Source organism: Cystobacter fuscus DSM 2262 (assembly GCF_000335475.2).
Classification (GTDB): Bacteria; Myxococcota; Myxococcia; order Myxococcales; family Myxococcaceae; genus Cystobacter; species Cystobacter fuscus.
In genome coordinates this window covers 130,047-155,691 of the sequence record NZ_ANAH02000005.1, presented here as the reverse complement: position 1 = coordinate 155,691, position 25,645 = coordinate 130,047, and the positions used below count along the sequence as shown (strand labels likewise).

19 protein-coding genes are annotated in these 25,645 nt (G+C 66.2%); 11 read left to right on the top strand and 8 right to left on the bottom strand.

Annotation, left to right across the window (positions count from 1 at the left end; translation table 11 throughout):
- Entirely contained in the window at nt 1–543 is a 543-nt protein-coding gene (locus tag D187_RS08190) for an RrF2 family transcriptional regulator (protein WP_002627345.1), read from the bottom strand.
- 186 nt (nt 544–729) lie between these two features.
- Nucleotides 730–2,151 carry an aldehyde dehydrogenase family protein gene (locus D187_RS08185; protein ID WP_002627344.1) on the bottom strand — a complete coding sequence of 474 codons (1,422 nt, stop codon included), beginning with the start codon at nt 2,149–2,151 and terminating at the stop codon, nt 730–732.
- A gap of 135 nt (nt 2,152–2,286) precedes the next feature.
- Here D187_RS08185 and D187_RS08180 point away from each other — a divergent pair, with 135 nt between their 5' ends.
- Nucleotides 2,287–3,198: a LysR family transcriptional regulator gene (locus D187_RS08180; protein ID WP_002627343.1), complete on the top strand. Its 912-nt coding sequence runs from the start codon at nt 2,287–2,289 to the stop codon at nt 3,196–3,198.
- A 38-nt stretch (nt 3,199–3,236) separates the two neighbouring features.
- On the opposite strand, the gene D187_RS08175 is transcribed toward D187_RS08180, so the two are convergent.
- On the bottom strand, nt 3,237–3,776 hold the full coding sequence (locus tag D187_RS08175) for a TetR/AcrR family transcriptional regulator (RefSeq protein ID WP_043428905.1): 540 nt from the start codon (nt 3,774–3,776) through the stop codon (nt 3,237–3,239).
- Between the two features lie 94 nt (nt 3,777–3,870).
- On the opposite strand from D187_RS08175, the gene D187_RS08170 reads away from it, so the two are divergent.
- The 9 genes from D187_RS08170 (at nt 3,871) to D187_RS08130 (ending at nt 14,150) form a co-directional block, all read left to right on the top strand.
- Entirely contained in the window at nt 3,871–5,028 is a 1,158-nt protein-coding gene (locus D187_RS08170; RefSeq protein ID WP_002627341.1) for an MBL fold metallo-hydrolase, read from the top strand.
- Between the two features lie 23 nt (nt 5,029–5,051).
- A complete protein-coding gene (locus D187_RS08165) occupies nt 5,052–5,720 on the top strand; it encodes an NAD(P)H-binding protein (protein ID WP_002627340.1) in 669 nt (222 codons plus the stop codon).
- Between the two features lie 167 nt (nt 5,721–5,887).
- Nucleotides 5,888–7,015, top strand: coding sequence for an aldo/keto reductase (locus D187_RS08160; protein ID WP_002627339.1), 1,128 nt, complete (start codon nt 5,888–5,890; stop codon nt 7,013–7,015).
- A 91-nt stretch (nt 7,016–7,106) separates the two neighbouring features.
- Nucleotides 7,107–7,562, top strand: a complete 456-nt coding sequence (locus D187_RS08155; protein ID WP_002627338.1) for an Rrf2 family transcriptional regulator — start codon at nt 7,107–7,109, stop codon at nt 7,560–7,562.
- 38 nt (nt 7,563–7,600) lie between these two features.
- On the top strand, nt 7,601–8,557 hold the full coding sequence (locus tag D187_RS08150; RefSeq protein WP_043428903.1) for an alpha/beta fold hydrolase: 957 nt from the start codon (nt 7,601–7,603) through the stop codon (nt 8,555–8,557).
- A 221-nt stretch (nt 8,558–8,778) separates the two neighbouring features.
- Nucleotides 8,779–10,806, top strand: a complete 2,028-nt coding sequence (locus D187_RS08145; RefSeq protein ID WP_155893246.1) for an endo-1,4-beta-xylanase — start codon at nt 8,779–8,781, stop codon at nt 10,804–10,806.
- 208 nt (nt 10,807–11,014) lie between these two features.
- Complete coding sequence (locus D187_RS08140; protein ID WP_002627335.1) at nt 11,015–13,273, top strand: molybdopterin oxidoreductase family protein; 2,259 nt, start codon at nt 11,015–11,017, stop codon at nt 13,271–13,273.
- The gene (locus D187_RS08135; protein ID WP_002627334.1) at nt 13,273–13,944 is read left to right on the top strand and encodes a NapC/NirT family cytochrome c; all 672 of its coding nucleotides are present in this window, start codon (nt 13,273–13,275) and stop codon (nt 13,942–13,944) included. Before D187_RS08140 ends, D187_RS08135 begins: the two co-directional genes overlap by 1 nt.
- 8 nt (nt 13,945–13,952) lie before the next feature.
- The gene (locus D187_RS08130; protein WP_002627333.1) at nt 13,953–14,150 is read left to right on the top strand and encodes a hypothetical protein; all 198 of its coding nucleotides are present in this window, start codon (nt 13,953–13,955) and stop codon (nt 14,148–14,150) included.
- A 20-nt stretch (nt 14,151–14,170) separates the two neighbouring features.
- On the opposite strand, the gene D187_RS08125 is transcribed toward D187_RS08130, so the two are convergent.
- The 3 genes from D187_RS08125 to D187_RS08115 all read right to left on the bottom strand — a co-directional run bounded on the left by D187_RS08125 (nt 14,171) and on the right by D187_RS08115 (nt 20,837).
- Entirely contained in the window at nt 14,171–16,408 is a 2,238-nt protein-coding gene (locus D187_RS08125) for a glycoside hydrolase family 97 N-terminal domain-containing protein (protein WP_002627332.1), read from the bottom strand.
- A gap of 209 nt (nt 16,409–16,617) precedes the next feature.
- Nucleotides 16,618–19,905, bottom strand: coding sequence for a glycoside hydrolase family 2 (locus D187_RS08120; protein ID WP_043428901.1), 3,288 nt, complete (start codon nt 19,903–19,905; stop codon nt 16,618–16,620).
- Nucleotides 19,906–20,177: 272 nt separating this feature from the next.
- The gene (locus D187_RS08115; protein ID WP_002627329.1) at nt 20,178–20,837 is read right to left on the bottom strand and encodes a YdcF family protein; all 660 of its coding nucleotides are present in this window, start codon (nt 20,835–20,837) and stop codon (nt 20,178–20,180) included.
- Between the two features lie 276 nt (nt 20,838–21,113).
- Between D187_RS08115 and D187_RS54870 the strand changes: the two genes are divergently transcribed.
- Entirely contained in the window at nt 21,114–21,269 is a 156-nt protein-coding gene (locus D187_RS54870) for a hypothetical protein (protein ID WP_155893245.1), read from the top strand.
- A 1,485-nt stretch (nt 21,270–22,754) separates the two neighbouring features.
- Here the strand turns inward: D187_RS54870 and D187_RS08110 are convergent.
- Nucleotides 22,755–23,834, bottom strand: a complete 1,080-nt coding sequence (locus D187_RS08110) for a hypothetical protein (RefSeq protein WP_155893244.1) — start codon at nt 23,832–23,834, stop codon at nt 22,755–22,757.
- Between the two features lie 356 nt (nt 23,835–24,190).
- Entirely contained in the window at nt 24,191–25,645 is a 1,455-nt protein-coding gene (locus tag D187_RS08105; RefSeq protein ID WP_002627324.1) for a DHA2 family efflux MFS transporter permease subunit, read from the bottom strand.

Sequence of the window (25,645 nt, the reverse complement as noted above, 5' to 3'; positions counted from 1 at the left end):
TCAGGAGGGCTCTTCGTGCGTGCGCGATTTCCGCGTGGATGCACGGTGGGTGAGCCGGTCCTCAATCCATTTCTGGACGTCGTTTGAAAACTCAGGCGGCGCTTTGCGGCCGAAAGTCTTCGCGACGTCGGCGAGCGATTCCTTCGCCAAGGTGTCGCGCATCGCCTTCTCCGCGCGCAGCATCACGGCATGGATCGCGCAGACGCCCGCCATCGCCCAGGAGGGAGGGTTGCCCTCGAACACGGCGCAACGACCGCGGACCTGCTGACAGTCGAAGAGCGGCTTGTCGCCTTCGATCGCATCGATGACTTCCAGGAAGCTGATGTCCTCCGGGGCCTTGGCGAGCTTGTACCCACCACGCACCCCCTCGCTCGCGACGACGATCCCCGCCTTTTCGAGCTTGGGGAATATCTTGGCGAGGAAGGTGGGCGATACGCCCTGAAGCTCGGCCAGGTCTCGGCTGCTCAGCGGAGTGTCGCCCGCGTTGACCAGCCAGAGGAGGCAGTGGATGCCGTACTCAACGCTCGTGGTGAGGTGCGCCATAACGCGGACTATAGGAGTCCGTGTTTCAGGCGGCAAGCAAAAAACGAGGACAAAGTGAGTCCGAGTTGACGCGATGCGCTGCGAGGATGCGTTCTTCGAAGCGGGCAGGTGGGCGAGCCAGGGGGCCCTGGCGTCACCTTGCCCCCTTCGCACCCGAGGCCGCTTCCACTCGCGGAAACAACGGGACTACGCCGCCACCACCACGGCCTTCGGTTCCAGGTAGGCCTCCAGTCCATAGGGGCCGTTCTCCCGGCCGAGGCCGGACTGCTTGAAGCCGCCGAACGGGGCCTTGGGCTCGTGGGCGAGGGTATTGACCAGGACGCGGCCGGCCTCGAGCCTCGCGGCCACACGCGCGCCGCGATGGGGATCGCCAGAGACCACGTAGCCGTGCAGGCCGTAGAGCGTGTCGTTGGCGATGGCGACCGCCTCGTCCTCGTCGCGGTAGGTGATGAGCGACAGCACCGGCCCGAAGATCTCCTCGCGCGCGATGGTCATGTCGTTGCGCACGTCGGTGAACACGGTGGGCTTCACGCACCAGCCGCGCTTCATGCCCTCGGGCCGGCCCTCGCCGCCCACGAGCAGGCGTGCGCCTTCGTTGATGCCGAGGCGGATGTAGCGCTGCACGCGCTCCCACTGTTTCGCGCTCACCATGGGGCCGATGGCGGTGTCGGCGTCGCGCGGGTCGCCGGACTTCGTCGCGCGCACTTCACGGGCGAGCAACGACTCGAACTCGGCTTGCCGGGAGGCCGGGACCAGGATGCGGGTGCCGGCGATGCAGGCCTGACCGCTGTTCATGAACCCAGCCTGCACCGCCAGTGGCACCGCGGTGGTGAAGTCGGCATCGTCCAACACCACCATGGGCGACTTGCCGCCCAGCTCCAACGTCACCCGCTTCAGGGTTTCCGCTCCGGTGCGAAGGATGGTCTTGCCCACCACGGTCGAACCGGTGAACGAGATCTTGGCCACGTCCGGCGAGGCGCTGATCTCCGCGCCCACGACGTCACCGCGCCCGGTGACGATGTTGAACACACCGGGCGGCAGGCCGGCCTCGTGCAGCGCCTGGGTGATGATGCGCGTCTGGATCGCGCTCATCTCACTGGGCTTGAGCACCGCGGTGCAGCCGGCGGCCAGCGCGGTGGCCAGCTTGCCGCAGATGAAGCCGGCGTCGTTGTTCCAGGGAGTGATCAGGCCGGCCACGCCCAGCGGCTGCATCACCACCCGAGCGGTGCCCGCCTGGCGCTCGAAGTCGTACCGCGCCAGCACCTCGGCCACTTCGCCGATCACCTGGTGGGCATGTCTCGCCATCCAGCGAGAGCGCGACGACGGCGCGCCGTACTCCTTGATGACGGCCTCGAGCAGTTCATCCTCGCGCGCGGCCACCGCCGCCCGCATGCGCTCGAGCATCGCGAGGCGCTCGGCCCGGGTGGTGCGTGAGAACGCCGGCAAGGCACGTTTCGCCGCGGCGATGGCGCGACGCGCGTCCTCGGCATCGGCCAGTCGCACCTGGCCGATCACCTCTTCGGTGGCGGGGTTGAACAGGTTGAACCATTCGTCGCCATGCGGGGTGACGAAGGCGCCGTCGATGTAGATCTGCTCGATGCGTTCCATGAAGGGACTCCGGTGGAGAAGGGGCTCCAGTGAGGGCCAGGGTGGTACCCGACGGAATCCAATCTGCGCGGGGCGGACCGTCCCGACAATCGGGTGTATCCTGCAAGGGCCGTTCTGGAAATCAGGACAATCCCCATGCACCGCTCAGGACTGATCGAATTGGAGACCGTGCTCGCCGTGGCTCGTCATGGCAGCTTCCGCGCCGCCGCCAGGCAACTGGGCATGTCCACCTCGGCGGTGAGCAGTGCGGTGGCCGGGCTGGAGGCTCGGCTGAAGGCGCGCCTGTTCAACCGCACCACCCGCAGCGTGGCGTTGACCGAGGCCGGCCAACGCTACGTGCAGCGCATCGCCCCGGCGGTGGCGGAGATTCGCGGCGCCAGCGAGGAAATCAACAGCCAGTCCGAGGCTCCGGCCGGCACGCTGCGAATCAACGCGCCGAGGGACGCGGTGCTGATGATCTTCGAGCCCTTGCTGCTCGAGTACCTGCACCGCCATCCTCGGATGAATCTGGACATCGTCAGCGAGGCACGGCTGATCGACATCGTCGCCGAAGGGTTCGACGCTGGCATCCGCCTGGCCGAAGCGGTCCCACAGGACATGGTCTCCGTGCCGCTCAGTGATGACCTGCGCATGGTCGTCGTCGGCTCACCCGCTTATTTCGCGGAACACGGCAAGCCACGGACACCGGATGACCTGACCGGCCACGCCGCCATCCGCATGCGGCTGTCGCACGGAGGTCTGTATCGCTGGGAGTTGGAGCGCCGCGGCGAGGCCCTGGAGATCGACCTGCCGCCTCGATTGATCCTCAACGAGCCGCGTGCCGCGATCCAGGCCGTCCGAGCGGGGGTTGGCCTGGCGTTCCTGTCCGAGTGGCACATCGCCGATGACCTGGCCAGTGGCCGCCTCGTGACCGTGCTGGAAGACTGGTGCCCCCCCTTTCCGGGCATTCGCCTGTATTACCCCAGGCACCGGTACGTCCCGGCGGGATTGAAGGCGCTGGTGGAGTTGATCCGCGAAAAGAACACCGGCCGCCGCGCCGCGCGCTGACCCACCTCCTCACGCCTCCTGACGGGCGCCAGCGCTGTTCAAGGGACGAAACGCTCGACGAGCAGTTGCAGGCGGCGGCGCAGCACACGCGTCGTCGGCAGGTCGGACTGGAGCCCTTCCACCGCGAGCATGAAGACCTCGGACAGCTCCTTGTTCTCCAGGATGGCCTGAGTGAGCTTGAGCTGCAGCCGGACGTGTTTCGCCTCCACCTGGGGGAAGAGCCGCGAGCAGACCTCGTACAAGTCGGCCGCCATCGGCGCGCCCATCAGCTCGTCCCACGGTTCGATCAGGAGGATCTCGTAGACACGCAGGAGCTTGTCCCGCTGGGAGCCGGGCGAGGCCAGCACCTGCTCGGCCCGGGGGTAGCGCCTCTCGAAGAGATCCTCGAGGACCGCGGTGTAGATGTCGTCCTTGTTCTTGAACTTCCGGTAGATGAGCGGCCGCGAGATGTTCGCCCGCCTGGCGATGTCATCGAGGGACGTCTTCGCGTAGCCGAACTGGAGGAAGCACTCCAGCGCGGCCTGGAGGATTGCCGCCCGACGTTGCGCGTCGCGATCCTGGCTCATCTCATCCGACATGAGATCAAGTTGACAAGATTTGTGTCTTTTGTCAATTTGTATTGAGAGGGCGGGCCATCCTGGCACGTGTCCCTCCGAGGAGCCGGTGAAGCCCATGAAGATCCGCAGCAGACTGGCGCGCACGGGACTCGTGGCGGGAGGGCTGCTGGCCGTCGTCCTCGCCGCCATCGCCGCCGATGCATGGACCGCCCTGGGCGCTCGTGCCAGCGGTGCGCGACGCACGCGGATGGAGCGCTCGCCGCAATGGCAGGATGGGCACTTCGAGAACCCGCAGCCGCTCTGGAATGACTGGTGGGGCTCGCTGTCGGCCATGTTCAAGGCGAGTCCCGACGTGGGCCCCGCCGAGCCGCTGCCCTCCCTGCCCGGCGACCGCCACCGGTTCGAGACACCGCCGGCCACGGGGCTGCGCGTCACGTGGCTCGGGCACTCCACGACGCTGATTGAAATCGACGGCCACCGCGTCCTCACCGATCCCATCTGGAGCGAGCGCGCCTCGCCACTGAGCTGGGTGGGCCCCAAACGGTGGTATGCCCCGCCCGTCGCGCTCTCGGAGCTGCCGCCCATCGACGCGGTCGTCATCTCGCACGACCACTATGATCACCTGGACCAGCCCACCGTCTCGGCCATGAAGGACTGGGACACCACCTTCGTGGTGCCGCTCGGCGTGGGGGCGCACCTGGCCGCGTGGGGCGTGCCCGAGGCGCGCATCGTCGAGCTCGACTGGTGGGAGCACACGCGGGTCCGCGGGCTCGACATCACCGCCACCCCGGCGCGCCACGCCTCGGGGCGGACCGGCATCGACAAGGACGCGACGCTGTGGGCTGGCTTCGCGCTCCACGGCCCCGAGCACCGCGCGTACTACTCGGGGGACACCGGGCTGTTCCCGGCCATGAAGGACATTGGCGCGCGCCTGGGGCCCTTCGACGTGACGATGATCGAGGTGGGCCAGTACCACAGCGCCTGGCCCGACTGGCACATCGGACCCGAGCAGGCGGTGCTCGCCCACCGGATGCTCCAGGGCCGGGTCCTCCTGCCGGTGCACTGGGGGCTGTTCACGCTCGCCGCCCACGGCTGGACCGAGCCCATCGAGCGCGTGCTCGCGGCGGCCGCGCAGGGCAACGACACGGTCGTCGTGCCCAGGCCCGGCCAGAGCATCGAGCCGGGCGCTCCATCGCCGCTCGAGCGCTGGTGGCCGAGCCTGCCCTGGGACACCGCGGCGCGGCACCCCATCGTCTCCACGAAGCTCGACTGACATCCACTCAGGGGTTCGGTGACATGAAGATTGTTCTCTTTGGCGCGACGGGGATGGTCGGACAGGGCGTGCTGCGCGAGTGCCTGCTCGACCCCGAGGTGGAGCGGGTCCTCGTGGTCGGGCGCGGCGAGACGGGGCAGCGGCACGAGAAGCTCACCGAGCTGGTGCACCGCGACTTCACCGACTTCTCCACCGTGGAGGCGGAACTCTCGGGCTACGACGCGTGCTTCTTCTGCCTGGGTGTGTCCTCGGCGGGGATGAAGGAGCCGGACTATCGGCGCGTGACGTATGACTTCACGCTCGCGGCGGCGCGCACGTTGGCGCGGCTCAACCCGGGCATGACGTTCATCTACGTGTCGGGTGCCGGCACCGACAGCTCCGCGAAGGGCCGCTCCATGTGGGCGCGCGTCAAGGGAGAGACCGAGAACGCGCTGTTCCAACTGCCCTTCAAGGCCGCATACATGTTCCGCCCGGGGTTCATCCAACCGATGCACGGCGTGACGTCGAAGACGCCGCTGTACCGGGCCATCTACCGGGTGGTGGGACCGCTCTCTCCCCTCTTGAAGACACTCCTTCCCAGGGCCATCACGACGACCGAGCGGGTCGGACGCGCGATGCTCCGGGTGGCGAAGCAGGGCGCACCCCAGCGCCTGCTCGAGAACCAAGACATCAACGCCCTCGCCGCCGCCTGAGCGACCGGACTGGTTGGTCATTACCCGCTCCAATGTCTCTCAAAACCCCGTCTGTCCTGGGCGTGACGCGACGTGTCATCCATCCACTTCGCGCATGAGTACATGCCCTCTTTGGTTTGGAGCGGCATCGGGTCGGTGCGTACCTTGGTTCTCGTCCAGGAGACGCCATGACCACACGCCGTCAGTTTCTTTCGACCCTCGCCAGCAGCGCTGGTGTTCTGGCGACCTCCCCCGCGTTCACGCACGCGGCGCAGGCCGCCGCACCCGCCGTGCGTGCGGGAACCCTGCCTCGGAATGCGTCGGAGACCACCGGCCGTCACTACCGCCCGCGCCACCGCTTCGGGCTGGGCGGCGTGCCGCTCGCCGGCGCGTTCAAGCCCACCCCGAACGCCGATGCGCAGGGCGCGCTGGCGGCGGCGTGGGCGGGCGGCGTGCGCTACTTCGATACCTCACCCTGGTACGGCATCGGCCGCAGCGAGCGGCGCATGGGGCAGTTCCTGTCCGAGCAGAAACGCGACGAGTACATCCTCTCGACCAAGGTCGGCCGGCTGCTCAAGGCGGGCAATCCCCCCGACAGCAAGGTCTGGCCCGAGCCGCCGCCGTTCCACCGGGTCTACGACTACACCGCGGACGGTGTGAGGCGATCGATCGAGGACAGCCTGCAGCGGCTGGGCGTGGAGCGGATCGACATGGTGTTCATCCACGATCTGTCGCCGGACAACCGCGACATGGGTGAGCGCTGGACCGAGTACTTCGACATCGCGCTCAAGGGTGCGATGCCGGAGCTGATCCGCATGCGTGAGGAGGGGCTGATCAAGGCCTGGGGCCTCGGCGTCAACGCGATCGAGCCGGCGCTGCGCATCTTGAAGGAAAGCGACCCGGACATCTTCCTGTCGGCCACCCAGTACACGCTGGTGCGCCACGAGGACTCGCTCAACCGCTTGCAGCCGGCCTGCGCCGAGCGTGGCGTGTCGATCGTCGTGGGTTCTCCGCTCAATGTCGGCTTCCTGGCCGGCGTGGAGCGCATCGACTACCTGGGCACGATCACCGACGATCTGCGCAACCGGCGCGCACGGCTGGACGCCATTGCCCGCCGCCACGGCATCGATCTGCGCACCGCCGCGTTGCAGTTCGCCTCGGCGCCACAAACCGTGTCGGCGGTGCTGGTGGGCGCGCGCACGGCGCGGCAGATCCAGGAGGACATCGCATCCATGCAGGTGAAGATTCCGGCCGATTTCTGGGCCGAGCTGAAGAAGGAGAAGCTGATCGCGGAGCACGCGCCGGTTCCCGCCTGAGTGGGGGTGGCCCGCTTGGGCCAGAAGTTCGAGACGTGGCGTTGGCAACGCCGCCTTGACTTCCGGTCGCTCACGCAACATATGAAGTGGCATGAGGCGTGACAGTCGGCTCTCCGTTGCATTGCACGTTCTCCTCCACATGGAGGAGATGGCTCCCGTGGTGACGTCGGAGGAACTCGGGCAGTTGATGCAGGCGAATCCCGTGGTGGTGCGGCGGACCATGGCCGGTCTGCGCGAGGCGGGAATCCTGCGCTCGGAGAAAGGGCACGGCGGGGGGTGGTCGCTCGCGCGCAAGCTGGATTCAGTGACGCTGGGAGACGTGTACGACGCGCTCGGAACACCCGCTCTGTTCAGCATCGGCCCTCGGAGCGAGAGCCCTGGATGCCTCGTCGAGCAGGCCGTCAATCACGCACTCGGCAAGGTGCTCGGCGAGGCCGAGGCACTCCTCATGACGCAGCTGCGGAGCACCTCGGTGGCGGACATCGCCAAGAGCGTTCACCGCGACCGCTCTCTCCCCGCGAAGAAGGGCCGCGATGTCCATGCATGACGGACGCATCACCCCACTTCACCCCGAAAGCGAGTTCCATGACTGACATCAAGCACCGCACCGTCAAGACGAACGGCATCAACCTCCACATCGCCGAGGCCGGCGAAGGCCCTCTCGTGCTGCTCATCCACGGCTGGCCGGAGTCCTGGTACTCCTGGCGCCACCAGCTCCCGGCGCTCGCGGCCGCCGGCTACCACGCGGTCGCGCCCGATGTCCGCGGCTACGGCCGCAGCGACAAGCCACGGGAGCTCGAGGCGTACAGCATGAAGAACATGCTCGCCGATTATGTTGGCCTGCTCGATGCCCTCGGGGAGAAGACCGCCGTCGTCGTCGGCCACGACTGGGGCGCGGCGATGGCGTGGACCAGCGCCGCGCTCTACCCCGACCGCTACCGCGCCGTCGTCGGCATGAGCGTGCCGTACCTCGGTCGCTCGCCCATGCCGCCAACGAAGCTCTTCAAGAGCATGTTCGGAGAGAACTGGTTCTACATCCTCTACTTCCAGGAGCCTGGCGTCGCGGAGGCGGAGTTCGAAGCGGACATCCCGAGGACGATGCGCACGATCCTCGCCGGCATCCCCGGGTTCGATGCGAAGGCCGAGGCCGTGCGGGCCAAGAAGAAGGGCGACAAGTTCCTCACGGGTCTCGACACCCCCGGCACTCTCCCGGCCTGGCTCACTGAAGACGATGTGGCGTATTTCGCGAAGGAGTTCGCGGGCAGTGGCTTCCGTGGAGGGCTCAACCGCTATCGCAACATGGACCGCGACTGGGAAGAATTGCCGGAACTCGCGACGGTCAAGATCGAGCAGCCCGCGCTCTTCATCATCGGAGAGAAGGACCCCGTGCGCGCGATGTCCCCCATTGACCAGATGAAGCCGCTGGTGCCCAACCTCGAGGAGGTGCTCCTCATCCCCGAGGCCGGTCATTGGATCCAGCAAGAGCGCGCGGCCGAGGTCAATGCGGCGCTGCTGGCCTTCTTGAAGGCGTTGCCCACCTGACCGGGAGCGCGTCCGCGAGCACTCCAGATGGGGTGCTCGCCGCGCTCGACGCTGGGGAGCGATACACGGCCGACGTCGGCGAACGGAAAATTTCCCTGCCTTTGAAATGTCTGGCAGGCAATAGACTCGGAGATTGTTGTTTTTTCGGTTTTCGCCGAGAATCAGTTTTGTGACTGACTATTGCCACCGAGGAATGCTTCGTTCGGATGGAGACCAAACCCATGAGGAACAAGTCCGCGCTGAAAGTGCTTCAGACGTTCCTGGCGTCATCCTTGATTCTGCTGCTCTTCTCGCCGCCTGCCGCCCACGCGCAGAACAGCCTGCTTCTCCAGACTGATTTCGAGGATGGAACGGCGCAAGGCTGGAAGGGCCGCGGGGGGGTGGAGGCGTTGACGGTGGTGCCGGAAGCGGCCCGCGGCGGCGCATACGGCTTGAGGGTAGGGGAGCGCAATCAATCGTGGCATGGCCCGACGCTGGATGTCACGGCGCACATGGAGCCGGGCCAGACCTACGTGTTCACGGGGTGGATCAAGCTCGCTCAGGCGGCCCCGAACACCACCGTCTCCATGACGATGCAGCGCAGGACGCCGAGCACTACCCACTACGAGAGGATGTACTTCGATACGGCCACGTCCAGCGGCTGGGTGAGGTTTCAGGCCCAGTACAAGCTCCTCGAGGCGGCGGACAATCTGTCCGTCTACTTCGAAGCGCCGGACAATCTCGCCCTGGTGCTCTACATCGACGATTTCCGCCTGGAGAAGCTGCCTGATCTCGGGCCTGTCGTCATCGAGGAAGGCATCCCCTCGCTCAAGGACGTCTTCGCCGAGGACTTCCTGATCGGAACCGCGTTCTCCAACAGTGAACTCCTGACGGAAGCGGACAGGAAGTTGCTCGCCAAGCACTTCAACAGCACGACACCGGGCAACGTCCTGAAGTGGGACAGCACGGAGCCTCAGGAGGGCGTGTTCAACTTCAGCGGTGCGGATGCCGCCGTTCAGTTCGCGGTCGAGAACGGGCAGCGGATCCGGGGGCATACGCTGGTCTGGCATTCACAAACGCCGGACTGGGTGTTCCGTGATGCGAACGGAAATCTGGCGAGCAAGGAGCTCTTGTTCCAGCGGATGAAGACGCACATCAACGCGGTCATGGGCCGTTACAAGGGCCAGATCTACGCCTGGGACGTGGTCAACGAGGTCCTCGATGCCGCGCAGCCCGACGGCTTGCGCCGCAGCCCGTGGTACCAGATCGCGGGAGAGGAGTTCATCGAGAAGGCGTTCCTGTTCGCCCGCGAGGCGGACCCGGATGCGGTGTTGTTCATCAACGACTACAACACCCACGAATCAGGCAAGAGCCAGGCCATGTACAACCTGATCAAGCGGTTGAAGGCCAAGGGCATTCCGATTGACGGCGTCGGGCACCAGACGCACGTCAGTCTCTACTATCCGACGGTTCAGGAGATCGAAAGCTCCATCGTCAAGTTCGCCGACCTGGGGGTCGAAACGCACATCACCGAGCTGGACGTGAGCGTGTACTCCTCGTCTTCGCAGCGGTATGACACCTTCCCGGAAGAGCTGAAACAGAAGCAGGCTGCCCTCTACAAGCAACTGTTCGATGTTTTCAGGAGACACAAGAACCTGATCTCCAGCGTCACGGTGTGGGGCAAGGATGACGGCAACACCTGGCTGCGAACCTTCCCGGTGGCCCGTAATGACTGGCCCCTCCTGTTCGATGAGCGTCTGCAGTCCAAACCGGCGTACTGGGCCCTCGTGAACGTGCCCGTTCCTCCCACGAGCAACCTCGAGCTGCAATACCGCACGGCGGACACCCAGCCGGGCGATAACGGCTTGAGGCCGCACTTCAAGATCAAGAACAACGGCGGAGAGCCCGTGAAGCTGAGCGAGCTGACCATCCGCTACTGGTTCACGGTGGATGGAGAGAAGCCGCTTGCCTTCTACTGCGATTATGCGCGCATCGGTCAGGCGAACGTCATCGGCAGGCATGTGAAGATGAGCGCGGGGAAGGCGAGGGCGGACCATTATCTGGAGATCACCTTTGATTCCGCTGCAGGCGGTATTCCGGCGGGCGGCGATTCAGGGGTCATCGAAACCCGCAGCCACAAGGTCGATTGGTCGAACTTCGACGAGTCCAACGACTACTCCTTCGACCCATCCAAGACGTCGTACACTCCCTGGGAGGGCGTGACGCTCTACCGGAATGGCCAGCTCGTTTGGGGGGCCGAGCCGCGGTGAGGGCTCCTGGCCCGGCGGGGATCCCTCACCCTCGCCTGGGCGTGAGCCACTGAACTCCGCTCCGCTGGAGGTTCCGTTCACCCGCCAGCACCCCACGGAAGCCGCACCCGGGTCGTCACTGAGCGGACAACCCGGAGACTTTCGACACACGCACTCGCGCGGTGTTCCCGGGGCCTGGGGTGATATGCCGGGCCTTGTGAGGGACACCATGCACCTGACGAGGCGAGAGCTCCTCCAGTATTTCGGCGCGACGGCGGCCACGGGACTCATCGGTCCCGGGTGCATCGGCTGGACGCGCGAGGAGGCCATCCCGGTCGACTCCTGGCACAAGAGCGTGTGCCGCTTCTGCGGCTCGGGCTGCGAGACGCGGGTGGGCCTGCGCGCCGGGAAGGTGGTGAAGGTCGAGGGACTCCAGGAAGGGTGGAACCGGGGCCGGCTGTGCATCAAGGGCCTGCTCAACCGGGAGATCCTCTACGTCTCGGATCGGGCGAGCTACCCCATGGTGCGCAAGAACGGGCAGCTCGAGCGCGTCTCCTGGGACGAGGCGCTCGACGCGGCGGCCGCTGGTTTCCGCGAGGCGATTGCCCAGGGAGGGCCGGACGCGGTGGCCTTCTACGGCTCGGGGCAGCTCTTCACCCAGGAGAGCTACACCGCCAACAAGCTCTTCAAGGGCGGCATCGGGACGAACAACGTCGATGGCAACCCGCGCCTGTGCATGGCCTCGGCGGCGTTCGGCTACAAGTCCGTGTTCGGCGCGGACGAGCCCTCGGGTTGCTATGACGACATCGAGCACGCCACGCTCTTCTTCGTCATCGGCGCCAACATGGCCGAGTGCCACCCGGTCGTCTGGGAGCGCGTGCGAGACCGCCTCCGCACCGCGCCCGAGACGCGCGTCATCGTGGTGGACCCGAGGCGCACTCCCACCGCCCGCGACGCCACGCTGCACCTGCAGATCCGTCCCGGCACGGACGTGGCCCTGCTCAACGCCATGGCGTACGAGCTGCTGCGCACCGGGCTCGTGGACGCGGCCTTCATCAACGACTTCGTCACCTTCCGCGAGGGCACGGCGGACTCGCCACCGCTCACCCTGGAGGACCTCCGCGCGTTCCTCGAGGACTACGCGCCGGAGAAGGTGGCCAACCTGTGCGGCCTGTCCTCGGCGGAGATCCGCGAGGCCGCGCGCCTCTTCGGCATCTCCCAGGCGGCGTTGAGCTTCTGGACCATGGGGCTCAACCAGCAGACGCACGGCGTGGCGGCCAACCGGATGATGATGGCGCTGCACCTGCTCACCGGGCAGATCGGACGCCCTGGGACCGGGCCCTTCTCGCTGACAGGCCAGACCAACGCGGGAGGTGGCGTGCGCGACACGGGCTCTCTGTCGCACGCGCTGCCCGCCGGGCGGGTCGTCACCAAGGCGCATGACCGCCAGGACATGGAACGGCTGTGGGGTCTGCCCGAGGGCCGTATCTCGCCCAACCCGGGCCTGTCCGCCGTGCCGCTCTTCGAGGCCATGCGCGAGGGCAGGGTGCGCGCGGCCCTGGTGATGGCCACCAACCCGGCGCGCTCGCTGCCCAACGCGGACCGCTACCGCGTGGGCATGGAGAAGGCCTTCCTCGTCGTCAGCGACTCCATCTTCCCCACCGATACCGCGCGCTACGCCGACGTCTTCCTCCCCGCGGCCATGTGGGCGGAGAAGGAGGGGGTCCTCTCGCAGTCCGAGCGCCGCTACCACCTGGTGGAGAAGCTGGTGGAGCCCCCGGGCGAGGCGCGCTCGGACCTGGACATCCTCGTGGCGCTGGGCGAGCGGCTCGGCCATGGCGCGCTGCTGAAGGCCCGCACGCCCGAGGCCGTCTGGGACGAGTGGCGGATGATCTCGGCGGGTACCACCTACGACTTCAGCGGCATGACCTACGCGCGGCTGAAGGCGCTGCCGGGTCTCACCTGGCCCTGTCCCACCGAGCAACACCCGGGCACCTGCCGCCGTTACGTGCCGGGGGAGGATCCGCTGGCGAAGAAGGAGGGGCGCATCGACTTCTATGCCCGGCCGGACGGGCGCGCCGTCGTCTTTCTCTCCGAGCAGGGCCCCTTCCGGGAGGCTCTCACGAGCGACTACCCGATGACGTTGACCACCGGGCGCCGGTTGGAGCACTGGCACACCGCCACCCTCACGGGACGGATCGCCCAGCTCCAGGGCATCGACATCGACTCCCTCGAAATCCACCCCGGCGACGCGGCGGTGATGGGCGTGAAGGAGGGGGAGCTGGTGCAGGTGACGAGCGCGCGCGGCACGGTGCGGCTCAAGGCGTTGCCCAGCATGAGGGTGCGGCCCGGCGTGGTGTTCGCGCTCATGCACTCGACGGAGCACCTGGTGAACGCGGCGACGAGCGACTACCTGGATCCCACCTCCGCCCAGCCCGAGTACAAGCTGGCCTCGGTGCGGGTGGAGCGCGTGAAGGAGGGCACGTGATGAACGCCTGGCCCTTGTGGGCGATGGCCGCTCCCGAGCCCCCTCACGGCGCCACCCTGGGCGGCGCGCTGGAGGTGGTCGCGCTGGGGTGCATTGGCGTGGCGGTGCTCGGCCTGGTGCTGGTGGAGTTCGTCTTCAAGTCGCGCATGGCGCGCTCCACGTACCGGTGGACGCTGCTGCTGGGACTCTTCGTGCTGCCGGGCGTGGCGCTGCTGGGCACCACGGGGCACATGTTCGAGTCGATGAAGACCGTGGAGGCCTGTCACTCCTGCCATGTGATGAACCCCTTCGTCGAGGACATGCACGATGCCCGGAGCGCCACGCTGGCGGCGCGGCACTACCGCTCGGGCGCCATCCCCGACAAGCAGTGCTATTCGTGCCACACGGGCTACGGCATCTTCGGCACCGTGGAGGCCAAGCGCGACGGCCTCCGGCACTGGCTGCTGTACGTGACGGACACGTGGAAGGAGCCCATCACGTACAAGGGCACCTATCCCAACGCCAACTGTCTGGCCTGTCACGCCACCGCGCCCACCTTCACCCGGGTGGACAGTCACAAGGCGCTGAGGACGCAGCTCGCGAATGACGAGATGGGCTGCTTCACGTGTCACGGGCTGCCTCACCCGGCCCGGCCGACTCGCGCCCCCACCCGTGTCACCACGAACCCGTGAGACGCTCCATGCCCTCGTCCGACACGCTCACCCGCGCCGCCGTCGTGCTCTGCGTGGTGGGCCTGCTGTTGATGCTGCCCATCCTCTCCGCCATCCGCGCCAGCTTCGTGGGCTTCTACATGCTGGGCAGCCTGCTGCTCCTGGTGTCCATCACGCTGTACGTGGTGGCCGTGGTGCGCGAGCTGCACCGCGGCGGCACGCTGTAGTCAGGACGATTCGTTCCGCGTTAGGGAACGCTGCCGACCTGCACCAACTGCCATTGTTGGTTGGTGCCGCCGTTCCACGGCCATTGAATGATGCTCGCGCCATCGGTCGTCGCGTTGTCCTCCACGTCGAGGACCATGCCGCTGTTCCGGCTCACGATCTGGACGTAACCGCCGCCCACATCGACGAGCTGCCACTGCTGATTGGCGCTCCCCCGGCTCGTGAACTGGATGAGGCGCGCTCCCGCCGTGGTCGAGGCGCCGCTGACGTCCAGTGTCCTGCCGCTGTTGCGATTGATCAAGCCGTGGTATCCGCCGCCAACGTCGACCAGGCGCCATTCATCGTTGGTGGTGCTGTCGACGTAAGCCCACTGAAGGACCGGCGCGGTGTCGGCCCTCGAGGCGCCCTGAACGGCGAGCGCCTTGCCGCTGTTCCGGTTGATGATCTTGTAGATGGCGCTCGGAACCACTGACACGCTCTGGGCCGTGATACGGATCGCCGCTCCGCCGTTCGCTCTCAGGGGAAGGTTGAGCACGCTGTTGCTCGTCACCGACTGAACCTGGTACGCGATGTCGTTGTCCGAGGTCCCATCCGTATAGATGTGCGCGGTATAGTTCGTGCCGGCGGTCAGGAACGACAGGGGAATGGCCGCCGTCCTGCCCGTCCCACTGACGATCGTTCCGACATACCAGTCATTTTCCCGCCGACGCGCGAGCGTGGCGTACTGGCTCGGATTTCCCTCCAGCAGGCGCGTATCGTCCCAGGCCGACGGAAGTGCGCGAATGAACTCCCGGGCAATGCTGTCGCGGTACATCGCCCCATGGTCGGAGTAATGCTGGACGTAGGACGCGAACATGACGAGCAGGGCGGTTTGATGCGCCCAGGTGGTCTGTCCGCCGGAGTTCGAGTAGGCGCCCGGCGTGTAGTCCATGGGCCCGATGGCATTGCGGGTGAAGAGCAGGGAGAGATTGTGCGCCGCGGACAGCTCTCCTTGTTCCGCGCCGAAGACGCCTTCCTGGGTGAGGACGTTGGGCCACTTGCGGCCGAGACCATTCGGCTTGGTGCATCCGTGGAAGTTGACGAGCAACCGGTACTCCGCCGCGATCTGGGCGAGCTTCTCGTAGAGCTGCATCGTGACCTGCGAATCGCCGTCGAAGAAGTCGACCTTGACGCCGCGCACGCCCCAGCCCGCCCAGCGGCTGAACAGCGTGCGCATCTGCGCCTCGGTCTTGACGTCCTCGTCGTTCACCCAGAGCCAGATGCCGACGTTCTTCGAGTTCGCGTAACTCACGAGCGACGGCACCCAGCTCTCCTGCCAGCCGTCGTCCACCAGGTAATACTCCCAGCCCATCATCGAGGCGGAGTCGACGAACGAGACGTGCGTGTTGTAATCCGATTGATTACCGCCGGCTCGCCATGACCAACCCGCCCGGCCCGGACGGATCCACGAGGTATCGGCGAGTCGAGACGGTGCGCTCAGATTCTCGATCAGGTTCGACTCGACGATGTTGGCGAGCGACCCGATGACCGCGGCCCTCCATGGGCTGTTGAACGGCCGTGCCGCGCTCACTCCCGTCGCGGTGGGCCAGACCCACCGCAGGTTGTTTCCACTGCCGCCGGTCAGCCGTGCCGTGTGGTAGTTCCCCCCGATGTCGCTTTCGGCCAGCAGGAGCCACCGGTTGCCCGCCGTTGCCAGGACCGGCATGCCGAAATCGCCGGTGATGAAGCTGCCGCGCGCCGTGTAGTAGCCCTCGTAATTCGACACGTAGGACTGCGCGTGGCCCGTTGCCGTGTCCAGCAGATTGAACGAGCTGCTCTCTCCGTGGATGGTGAGCGAGCCGCTTCCGGGAACGCGGTAGCGATAGGCGATGCCGTCGTCATACGCGCGCACGACCAGGTGCAGTTCCTGACCGCCCTTCGAGAAGCGCAGCACCGCCTCGTTGGCGTGGTTGACGTAGCTCGCCTTCTTCCGGCCGGGCAGGGAGTAGCTCTCGTTGATGACGGTGCTGGCTCGGCTGACGAAGCTCAAACCGTTCGAGAAATCGCCGACGCTGGTGCTGATCCCCAGCGCGGAACTCTCGAGCATCACGGCACCGCCCTGCGTGACGGAGTAGCTCAGGGCTCCGGTGGAAGGGTTGAGGCTAACGGAGATGCTGATCGATCCGTTGGGCGAGGACACGATCCACTGGGCCCACGCGTCGGCGGGAATCAACGCCAGCAGGCCAAGGCTCAACAGGACTGCACGGATGAATCGAATCACGACGCTTCTCGATGCCTTCACAGACATGGATCACCCCTCTTGGAACAATCAGAATAAACCGATTTTCAGAAAAAATCGGGTTCATTTCATCCCGAGAGGGGGGCGCGCGATTCTGGAACACCTGTAGAGGCGGGAGTGGGCCCCAGGCGCTTCGCGTTGGAGGTACTGGCCGGGCGGCAGGCTCGTGCACCTGCCGCCCGGTGGGACTCCTAGCGCGGCACCGCGGAGTACAGGGCGCTCACCTCGCCGTCGCTGAGCGCGCGGCCGAAGGCCTGTACCTCGTCGATCGATCCGGCCCAGAAGTCGGTGTTGCTGCCCGCGAACTTCGCGCGCCCGATCGCCAGCGGTCCGGTGCTCACGTCCGCCGGGCCAGCCGTTACGATCGCCTGCCGGACGCCGTCGACGTACAGCCGCTGCTCGCTGCCGGCCCGGACGCCGACGAGGTGGTACCAGCGGTTGAGTTGCGGCGTCACGACGTACCTGGCGCGTTTCCCTCCAGGCGTGCTGAAGGCGAACGCACCCTGCCCGTACTGCAGGTAGAACGGGTTCTCCGTGCGGCGTCCGTCCTGGCTGACCGCGGTGGCGAAGTTGCCCGGCAGCTTGTCGAGCGTCACCCACGCGGAGATCGTGTAGTCGCCGCGCGTGTCCAGCACCGGGGCGACGGTTTCGGCGAAGTTGCCGTTCCCGTCGAAGCGCAGCGCCTGTCCGCGAACCCCGGCCGCCCAGGCGGCGTTGCCGCGCAGTGCCACGTCGCTTTTCCCGCTGGTGGTATCATGGCCCACCGTGCCACTGCCCTCGTCGAGCGGCCAGCTCCCGAGGCCGGGGAACGTCGCGTCCTCGCCCGCCTTGGCGCCCGCGGCGATCACCCGCAGGTTGATCTCACGAACCGGCCCCGGGTCGACCTTCAGCACCCGCCGGTCGTAGGTGTAGAAGCCGTTGAGCTCGTTCTCCAGGTCGGTGACCTGGGTGTAGATCGAGCCGGACAGCTCCGCCCCGGCGGCGGCCAGGTAGTAGGTCTGGGTGTTCTCGACGTACTTCTGGGTCAGTGCCGCCTTGTCCGCCACTCCGCTGTAGATGACCGTTGGCGCACCCGGCCACATGTGGCCCGGCGTGCGCAGGGTGAATCCGCCGTGCTCGCCGTCCATGGCCGCGCGCGCGGTGTCCGGGTAGGGCGGGCTGTTGTTGCCGTAGTCGTGGTGGTCGATGACGTCACCCCTGCCGGAGTCGCCCTTGGAGTCGCAGCAGTTCACTCCGCTGTGCGCGTTGATCACCCGCGACGGGTCGGCGGTCTTGACCTGATCGGCGATCCGGCCGGTCTCCTCCCGGTTCCACTCGCCCCAGCCCTCGTTGAAGATCACCCAGATCGCGATGGACGGCGCGTTGTGCAACTGCTCCATCATGCGGCGGCCCTCGGAGAGGAACGCCTCCTGTCCCTGTGTGTTCGTGATGGTCCCGGAGACGAAGTCCTGCCACACCAGCAGGCCGATCTGGTCCGCGTGGTAGTACCAGCGCGCCGGCTCCACCTTGATGTGCTTGCGGACGGAGTTGAACCCGAGGTCCTTCTGCACCTGGAGGTCCCAGCGCAGGGCCTCGTCGGTGGGCGCGGTGTTGATCCCGTCGGGCCAGAAGCCCTGGTCCAGCATGGCGAGGGAGAAGATCGGCTTGCCGTTGAGCACCAGCTTCGGGAAGCCGCCCACGTTCTGGATCCCCACCGAGCGCATTCCGAAGTAGCTGCCGACGGTGTCGGTGCTCTGTCCCTCGGTGAGGGTGACGTCGAGCTTGTAGAGGTACGGGGTGTCCGGCGTCCACAGTTTCGGTTGCGGCACCGGCAGCGTGAGCCGGGTGTTGGCCTTGCCGGTGATGGTGCCGACCACGTTGCCGTCGGCGTCGCGGGCCACGGCGGTGACACTGGCGTTGGTCGAGGCCGACGCGGAACGGGCCTCCACGGAGAGCGTGCTCGTCTGGATGTCCGGCGTGGTCACGATGTTGTCGATCGCCACGGTGGGCACCGGCTCCAGCCACACGGTCTGCCAGATGCCCGAGGACGGCGTGTAGAAGATGCCGCTCGGCCTGGAGGACTGCTTCCCGCGAGGCTGGTTGGGCCCCGTGGTGTCGGTGACCGCGACGAAGATCTCCTGCTCACCCGAACCACTCAGGGCGCTGGTGATGTCGGCGGTGAACGCGGTGTAGCCGCCCCGGTGCTCGGCGACCAGCTTGCCGTTGACCCACACCCGCGCGTGGTAGTCCACCGCGCCGAAGTTCAGCAGGAGCCGCTGCCCAGCGCCGATCCGCCAGGACTCGGGCACGGTGACGAGCTTGCGGTAGAACATGTGGTCCTCGTGGCGCTCCAGCCCGGAGAGCTGGGACTCCACCGGGAACGGCACGATGATGCTTTCCGGCAGCTTCTGGCCGAACACCGGCTGCTGGCCCGCGGCCGCTCCGGCGAACTCCCACGGGCCGTTGAGGTTGAGCCACTGCTCGCGGACCTGCTGCGGCCGCGGGTACTCGGGCAGCGGGTGGGCGGGGTCGACCTGGTCGGCCCACTCGGTGCGCAGCCGCTGGGTCGAGCCGTTGGTGGCGTAGCGGATGATCTGTGGCACCTGCTCCCCGTCCACGCTCAGGCCACTGGTGCCGTCGTAGGAGCCGCGGACGCGCTGGCCGCGCAGGACCGGTGCGGAGAGGGTGACCTCGACGAGGGACGGGTCGTTGGCGGCGACGGCGGCCGAGGCCAGCGGCATCGGGACGGTGTCGGCCTCCACCTTCAGGTGGGGCACCAGGTCGCCGAGCGCGGTGACCGGCTTGGCGAAGTCGAGCGTCAGCCGGCGGCCGTCCTCGCCGACGGTGAGCGCGATCGGATAGACCTCGAAGTCGGCCGGAGGGGTGAACGCCGTGGTCGGCACGAGCTGCTTGCCGATGGTGGCGCTCGACCACCGCAGGAACATGTTCGCGCCGCCGACGTCCTGGAACATCTCCAGCCGGAAGTCATGAGCCTCGCCCGCGACGAGGTGCACCGGCTCGCTGTTCTGCTCGACGTCCCAATCGCCGACCCAGTGGTCGATCACCGGTTTTCCGTCGAGGAACAGCCGGAAGCCATTGTCGCCGATCGCGGAGAACGTGTAGTCGCCGGTCTCCGGCGCGGTGAGCCGGCCGGTCCACCGCGCCGTGGTGTGCTCGGTGCGGCCGGTCAGCGTCTGGAACATGGCGTCCAGACCAGGGAAGTTGATGTCCGGCTCCAGCGCGACCGCGCCGAGTTGGGCGAAGTCACGGACACCGGCCGCCGACATCCGGAAGTACTCGCCCTTGAGTCCGTGCACCTCTATCGGGGTCGATGCGTCCGGGGTCGATGCATCCGGAGCATCCGGAGTCGATGCATCCGGGGTCGACGCGTCCGGGGTCGATGGACCGGGGGGCGGGGGCGTGCAGCCGATCAGCGGGAGCTGTACGGAGGCGAGCAACAGCAGGAACAGGCTCAGTGACCTGAACTTGGGGCGTAACATGGCGTCCCTTCTTGAATTTGCTTGAACTGTCGTTGGGGTCAGGGGGGCGGAGCTTGGACAGGAAATGACCAGAATGTCCATCATGAAGGCCACACGGCCCCGGGCTGTCTTTCACCGATGACGCTGCTCGCCAAACCGTCAAAGGTTTCAAGGAATTCGAGCGGGACAGCCCGGTGACACGTTGCGGCAGACACGTGAGTTCTGGCCGATTCCAGAGGAGCCCCCGCTGCTGCTGAAACCGGTCAGCATGGAGGTTCGGAGGAGAGGCGGTTTCACTCCTTGTCCACGTCGACCGGCCGATTGGGAATCAGGTGGTTCTTGAACCCCTGCCCGAGCAGGTACCGCCAAGACTCGAGAATGTCTGGAGGGAGGACATGCTCGCCCTGAAAACCCAATTTCGGATACTCGATGATCCGATGGAGGTCTCCGACCATCTCATCGATCACTCCCAAGACCCCCACGATGTTCGACACCTCCTCGGGAAAGTCGATCGCGGGGCAGTCCACCTGGACCTTGGTGTCCGGCCAGCGGACGGCGGCCGTCAGGAGCACCCGCAGGACGGAGTTGGGCTTGGTGACGAACGTCACCGTCCTGGCGTGTGGTACCAACTGCCTCGAGAACGAGATGTTCTCCCCGAAGTGGGTCGCGCGCTCCTCGAGGATGACCGAGGACTCGGCCACCCCCGCCGCCCGGGCCCGTGCCAGGAAGACCTGGGCCTCCGGCTTGCTCCACAGATGACGCGTCCAATTGCCGGTGTTGCCGCTGAGCACCAATTGCCTGGCCAACCCACTCTCGAGGAGTTCACAGGCGTAGTCGCACACGCGAAGATCGTACGAGCAACAGACCACCGCGACATCACAGGGCGCCCTCGTCTTGAACGAGGACATGTACTCCCAGAGCCGCCGTGCGTGTTGCATCGTCAGTGTCGACATGTGACTTCCCAGAGGGTGAAGGTGTCTTATGACACCCCGCGGCAAGACGGTGGGGATACACGCGGCGTGCGAGAACGCGCTCCCTGCAAGTGTTACATGCATTACGCTCCCGCGGATGAATTCGTGCATCCCGACCATTCCCCGCTCCAGCCGGGAGCCACCTCCGCCCTCGCGCGGGCCCACGCGCCCGTTGCGCTCTCTCCGCTGGGTGCTGCCCCTCATCGCCTGGCGTGTTGCGGCGGGCGGCGCTCGCGCCGCGAGGCACCCCACCGACCGATGAAGACTACGCCGCGCTCGAAGCCGCGGGTGACGCGCGCGCCGCGCTCACAGGACATCGCGGCGACGGTCATCCGCGCCTTCGGGCTCGAGCCCGGCGAGGACTTCTTCATCCCTGGCGGCTACGGGAGCTTCGACGGCGTGGTGAAGGGCTGACCCGCCGGGGAGAAGGTTCCCCGGTTTCGTCATGGTGAGGAGACAGGGCTACAACCCCACTGTGTCATGTCCTCGGTGACGGTCGTGCAGCTCAGGCCTTCACCGCACGCATCAGGCGCCCTGGGATCACAGCGGCTGTAGCAGGTGCTGAGGGTCGTGCTGCCCATGCCACAGATCTGCCCGGCAGGGCAGCTGTCCGCGCGGAGCGGATTGCAGAGCGCGGCGCACCAGAAGACGCCACGCCCCTGAGACAGACGCATGTTGCAGCGCTCACCCGCGCCACATGCCTTCTCCGGGCAGTCCCCCTTCACCTCGGAGAGGCATTGGTAGTCCGAATCATCGAGTTGCTTGCATTGCTGGCCCGAGGGGCAGCCGTTCGCGCGGCAATCCGGAAAGCAGACCGGGCCGTCGAGCCCGTCCTCACAGACCTGACCCTCGGGACAACTGAGCGCGTCATCCAGCCGGCAAGGGCGGCCGCAGAGGCCACGGTGGCATGACAATCCTTCCTGGCATGCCCCCGCCTGGGAGATGAACAGACCATCACAGGGCTCTCCCTGGCGGCGTCCTCCGGAGGGAACGCATCGGCGGATGACAGGACCGGCGGCCCCCGTGGTGACAGGGCGGCAGACGAGGCCAGGAAAGCAATGCGTGTCTTCCTCGCATTCGGAGGCGAGGCACTCGAAGCGGCGTGTCTCCCGGTTGGCGACACAGCCCATTCCCGCCTGGCAATCACTGTCGCTCCGGCAGGCACCGCACGTCATGGCGCCATCGCCCTCGAAGGAGCATCGCATCCCGGCGGCTGGAAGTTCGTCCGCCGGTAATCGCTCGGAGGGGGAGGGCACCAGCTCCATCTCTCCTCCAGGGGGTTGAAACCGGGTGGTCAGGGTCTCGCGAGTGGTGGTCTCACGAGCAACGGACCCCATGCTGGCGCTCACCCCGCGCTCCCGAGAAGATGCCGCATCGAGGATGTGTCGGCCGGGGCGTGACTCAGCCCAGGTCACCCGGGAGTTCTCCGCGTCCCGGGTGGGAGGGACCTCGACCGGAGGTACTGGCTCCTGGGTTCGCGGTATGTACCCCAGCAGATGTCTGGCGAGGGTCGTGGCCGCTATCGACAGACAGACGACGGACACAACCAGGACGAAGAGAGTGAGTCGCACGGAAGTCCTCGGCGTTTCCCGCTACCGGTTAGCAACTTCTCGTGGAGCAACAGATGATGGACCCTCCGTCAGGCGAACAACCGCATGCGAAACATTGCCAGCAGTCGCGTCTCCCCGCATCAGCCACCGCACCATTCAGGGCGGCGCCGCCCACGATCGCGGCCAATAGCCAACGTAAAATCCCTTTCCTCGCGCTTTTCATGTAATCCCCCCGTTATTCGACTACACGCGATATCCTGAGCATACGCGCCAAGAGCGTCAATGGAAGTTCACGACATTGTCGGAATCTTCCGTACGAAGTCGCCGCTCGTGTCGTCCTTCATGATGTTCAGTGCGGTTGCAGGGATAGGTCCACCGTACAACCCGTATCGCCGGCGAAGGCTTCCTTCGCATGATCAACCTCGAACTTGAGATTGCCGCGGAGGCGCACCTCGACGAGCCCCGGTTCAGTCAAGGGGAAGCGCTTGCCGACCTCGAACGGGATCTGACGGCCCAGGAACATTGCCTCGAGGTGAACTTTCTCGGGGCCCATACTGGGTTTGTCCGTGCAGTCGAATGAGTCGACTTGAAGGTCGTACCGCCCAGCAGCGTCCTGGGGAATCCGCACCGCGGCTCCGCCCTCATCAATGCGGAAGGCAAGATAGGTCAAACAATTCTCCCGCCTGGAGCAGTCCTTCCGGTCGCTGTAGCCACCTTTGCCCTCGACCCGGTTCACCAACTTGAGCCGTACCGCGCCATCCTTCGCTTCGCATGAGCTCCGCGTCTTGATGGAGCCCTCGCTGGGCGTGGTGTGCTTGCACGACGTGGAGTAGACCTGCTCCTTCTTCTGCCACCCGTGAACGACTCCCTCGTTCTCGGAAACATTGTTGGCCCCGGTGCTGCCATCGAGCCCTCCCTTGTCGCAGCGTGCGGACAGAAAGACGGCCGGCTCGTGGCAGGTCCAGTCGGGTGGAGGGGATGAACCCGGCGGGGAGAAGGAGACCTTCTTGGGCTTGCGCGAAGTGGGCTTGGAGTCCGGAGCAGGCGAGAGGTGGAGGGAATCGCCGCCCGAGGCCATGCGGTAACATGCTTCGATCTTCGCGGCGGCGACGGTATCACTTGCAAGAGGTGAGAACTCCGCTTGCATTTGCTTTTTGAACTCGGAGCCACCCGCCAAGGAAGCCTGGCCACTGATCAGCTTCTTGAAGACACCATCTGCTTGAATGTCCGAGCTGACGTTGACGGAGGCCTCGATGTTTTCACTCCTCTTCGTCTCCCAGCATTTGTGCATCGTCTCCAGCAGACGGATTCGATCATCGACAGGTATACGCTGCTGGGTGGAGCCGGTTGTCGGCAGAACCATCAGGGCGACAGCCGCTGCTCTTCGAACGACGCGCTCACGACGACATAACGGCAAGCGAGAGCCCATGCTCCACCTCGACGTGTAAACAGCGAGTCAGAACCGTAAAGCATGGGATCTCGCCATTCGCACTCGGCCATCAGGGAAGTTCGTCAACATCGAGACATGACTGGAGACGTCATCCTCTCGCAACATGTCCGATGAGAGGGAGGCATCGATCAGTATTCAACCTGCCCGGGCCTCGTCCAGCGGGCGCACATCCGTCGTCCGAAGTGCTGACCGCCGACGGTCCCAGCCTCCCTGCTCCTCGAAGTCCTCCGTGTCGCCCATGGCCGCTCCCCCCACGTGTACTCGAGAGGTCATTCTCCTGGAGATGACTCCAGAAGTCAACTCCCCGGAGTTGGCTCGGTTCAGCCAAACCCCGCTCAGGCTTCCACGGAGGCCCCGAGCACTTCCGGCCGCTTGCGGCGGATTCCCAGGCTGAGCGGCACGGCCACCAGTGCGACGAGCGTGGCCACCAGGTAGACGTCGTTGATGCCCTCCACGAACGAGAACAACTCGATGTGACGGCGTTCCGTCACCCCCTGCCTCACGAGTACCTCGGCCTCCCGGGCCGTGAAGGTGGACAGGAGCGACGTGAAGATGGCGATCGAGAACGCCCCGAAGACGTTTCGCAACCAGTTGCTGATGGAGGAGGCGTGGCCGCTCAGTTCGCGGGGAATCTGTTCCATGCCCGCGTTGCTGGCCGGCATCATGGAGAGAGAGATACCCACGTTCCGCACCACCATCCACACCAACATGTAGGATTGTGAAACCTCCGGCGTCAAACGGCTCAAGGCATACGTGCCTCCCGCGATCAGCAGGACGCCGGTCGTCATGAGCGCGCTCGGCCCGAGCGGACCATACATGCGCCCGACGAAGGGCATCAGGAGCGCCATGGCCAGGGAGGCCGGAAGGAGGATCAATCCGGTCTGAAGCGGCGTCACGCCCTGGATCTTCTGCAGGAACACCGGCACGAGGAACGCGCCCGAGTACAGGCTGATCGTGATGATGCTCGAGATGAGCAGCGTCACCAGATAGCGGCCATTCGCGAGCACGCGCAGATCGAGCAGCGGAGCGCTCGTCCTCAACTCCCTGACGACGAAGACGATCAGTGACACCGTCCCGAGCACGAACAGGGACACGGTCTTCGGATGCGTCCAGCCCCAGCCCCGCCCCTGGCTCAGGGCGATCAGCAACGACAGGGTGCCGGTGATGACGGTGAGCAGTCCGGGGAGATCGAAGGACTTCGGGGCCTGCAAGCGATAGAAGGGAACGGTCCGCATGGCCAGGCTCACGGCGACGAGGCCGAGCGGAACGTTGATGAAGAACAACCACCGCCAGTTGCCCAGGGTGATCAACCAACCCGCGAAGGTCGGCCCGAACGCGGGAGCGAGGCTCGCCGACAGGCTCCAGAGACTGGCGGCCAGCGCCTGCCGTTCCCGGGGAAGGACCTGGTAGATGAGCGTCATGGTCACGGGCATGATGGCGCCGCAGAACGCGCCCTGCAGGAACCGGAAGGCCACGAGCGAGCCCGCATCCCAGGCCAACCCGCACAGCACGGACGCCAGGGTGAAGCCCACCAGGTTGGCCACGTACACCCATTTGAAACTGAAACGTCCGCCGAGGTAGCCGGTGAGCGGCGCGCTCGTGCCCATGGCGAGCATGAAGCCCGTCAGGGTCCATTGCAGCAGGGAGAGGTCGGCTCCGAAATACCGCTGCAACTCGGGAATGGCGATCGTGATCGTACTGGAGCTCAGCACGGACATGAACGACCCGGCGAACAGGGCGAACATGAACGGCCAGAATCGGATGGCTCGTGGCTCTTCGGGTGGGTGCAT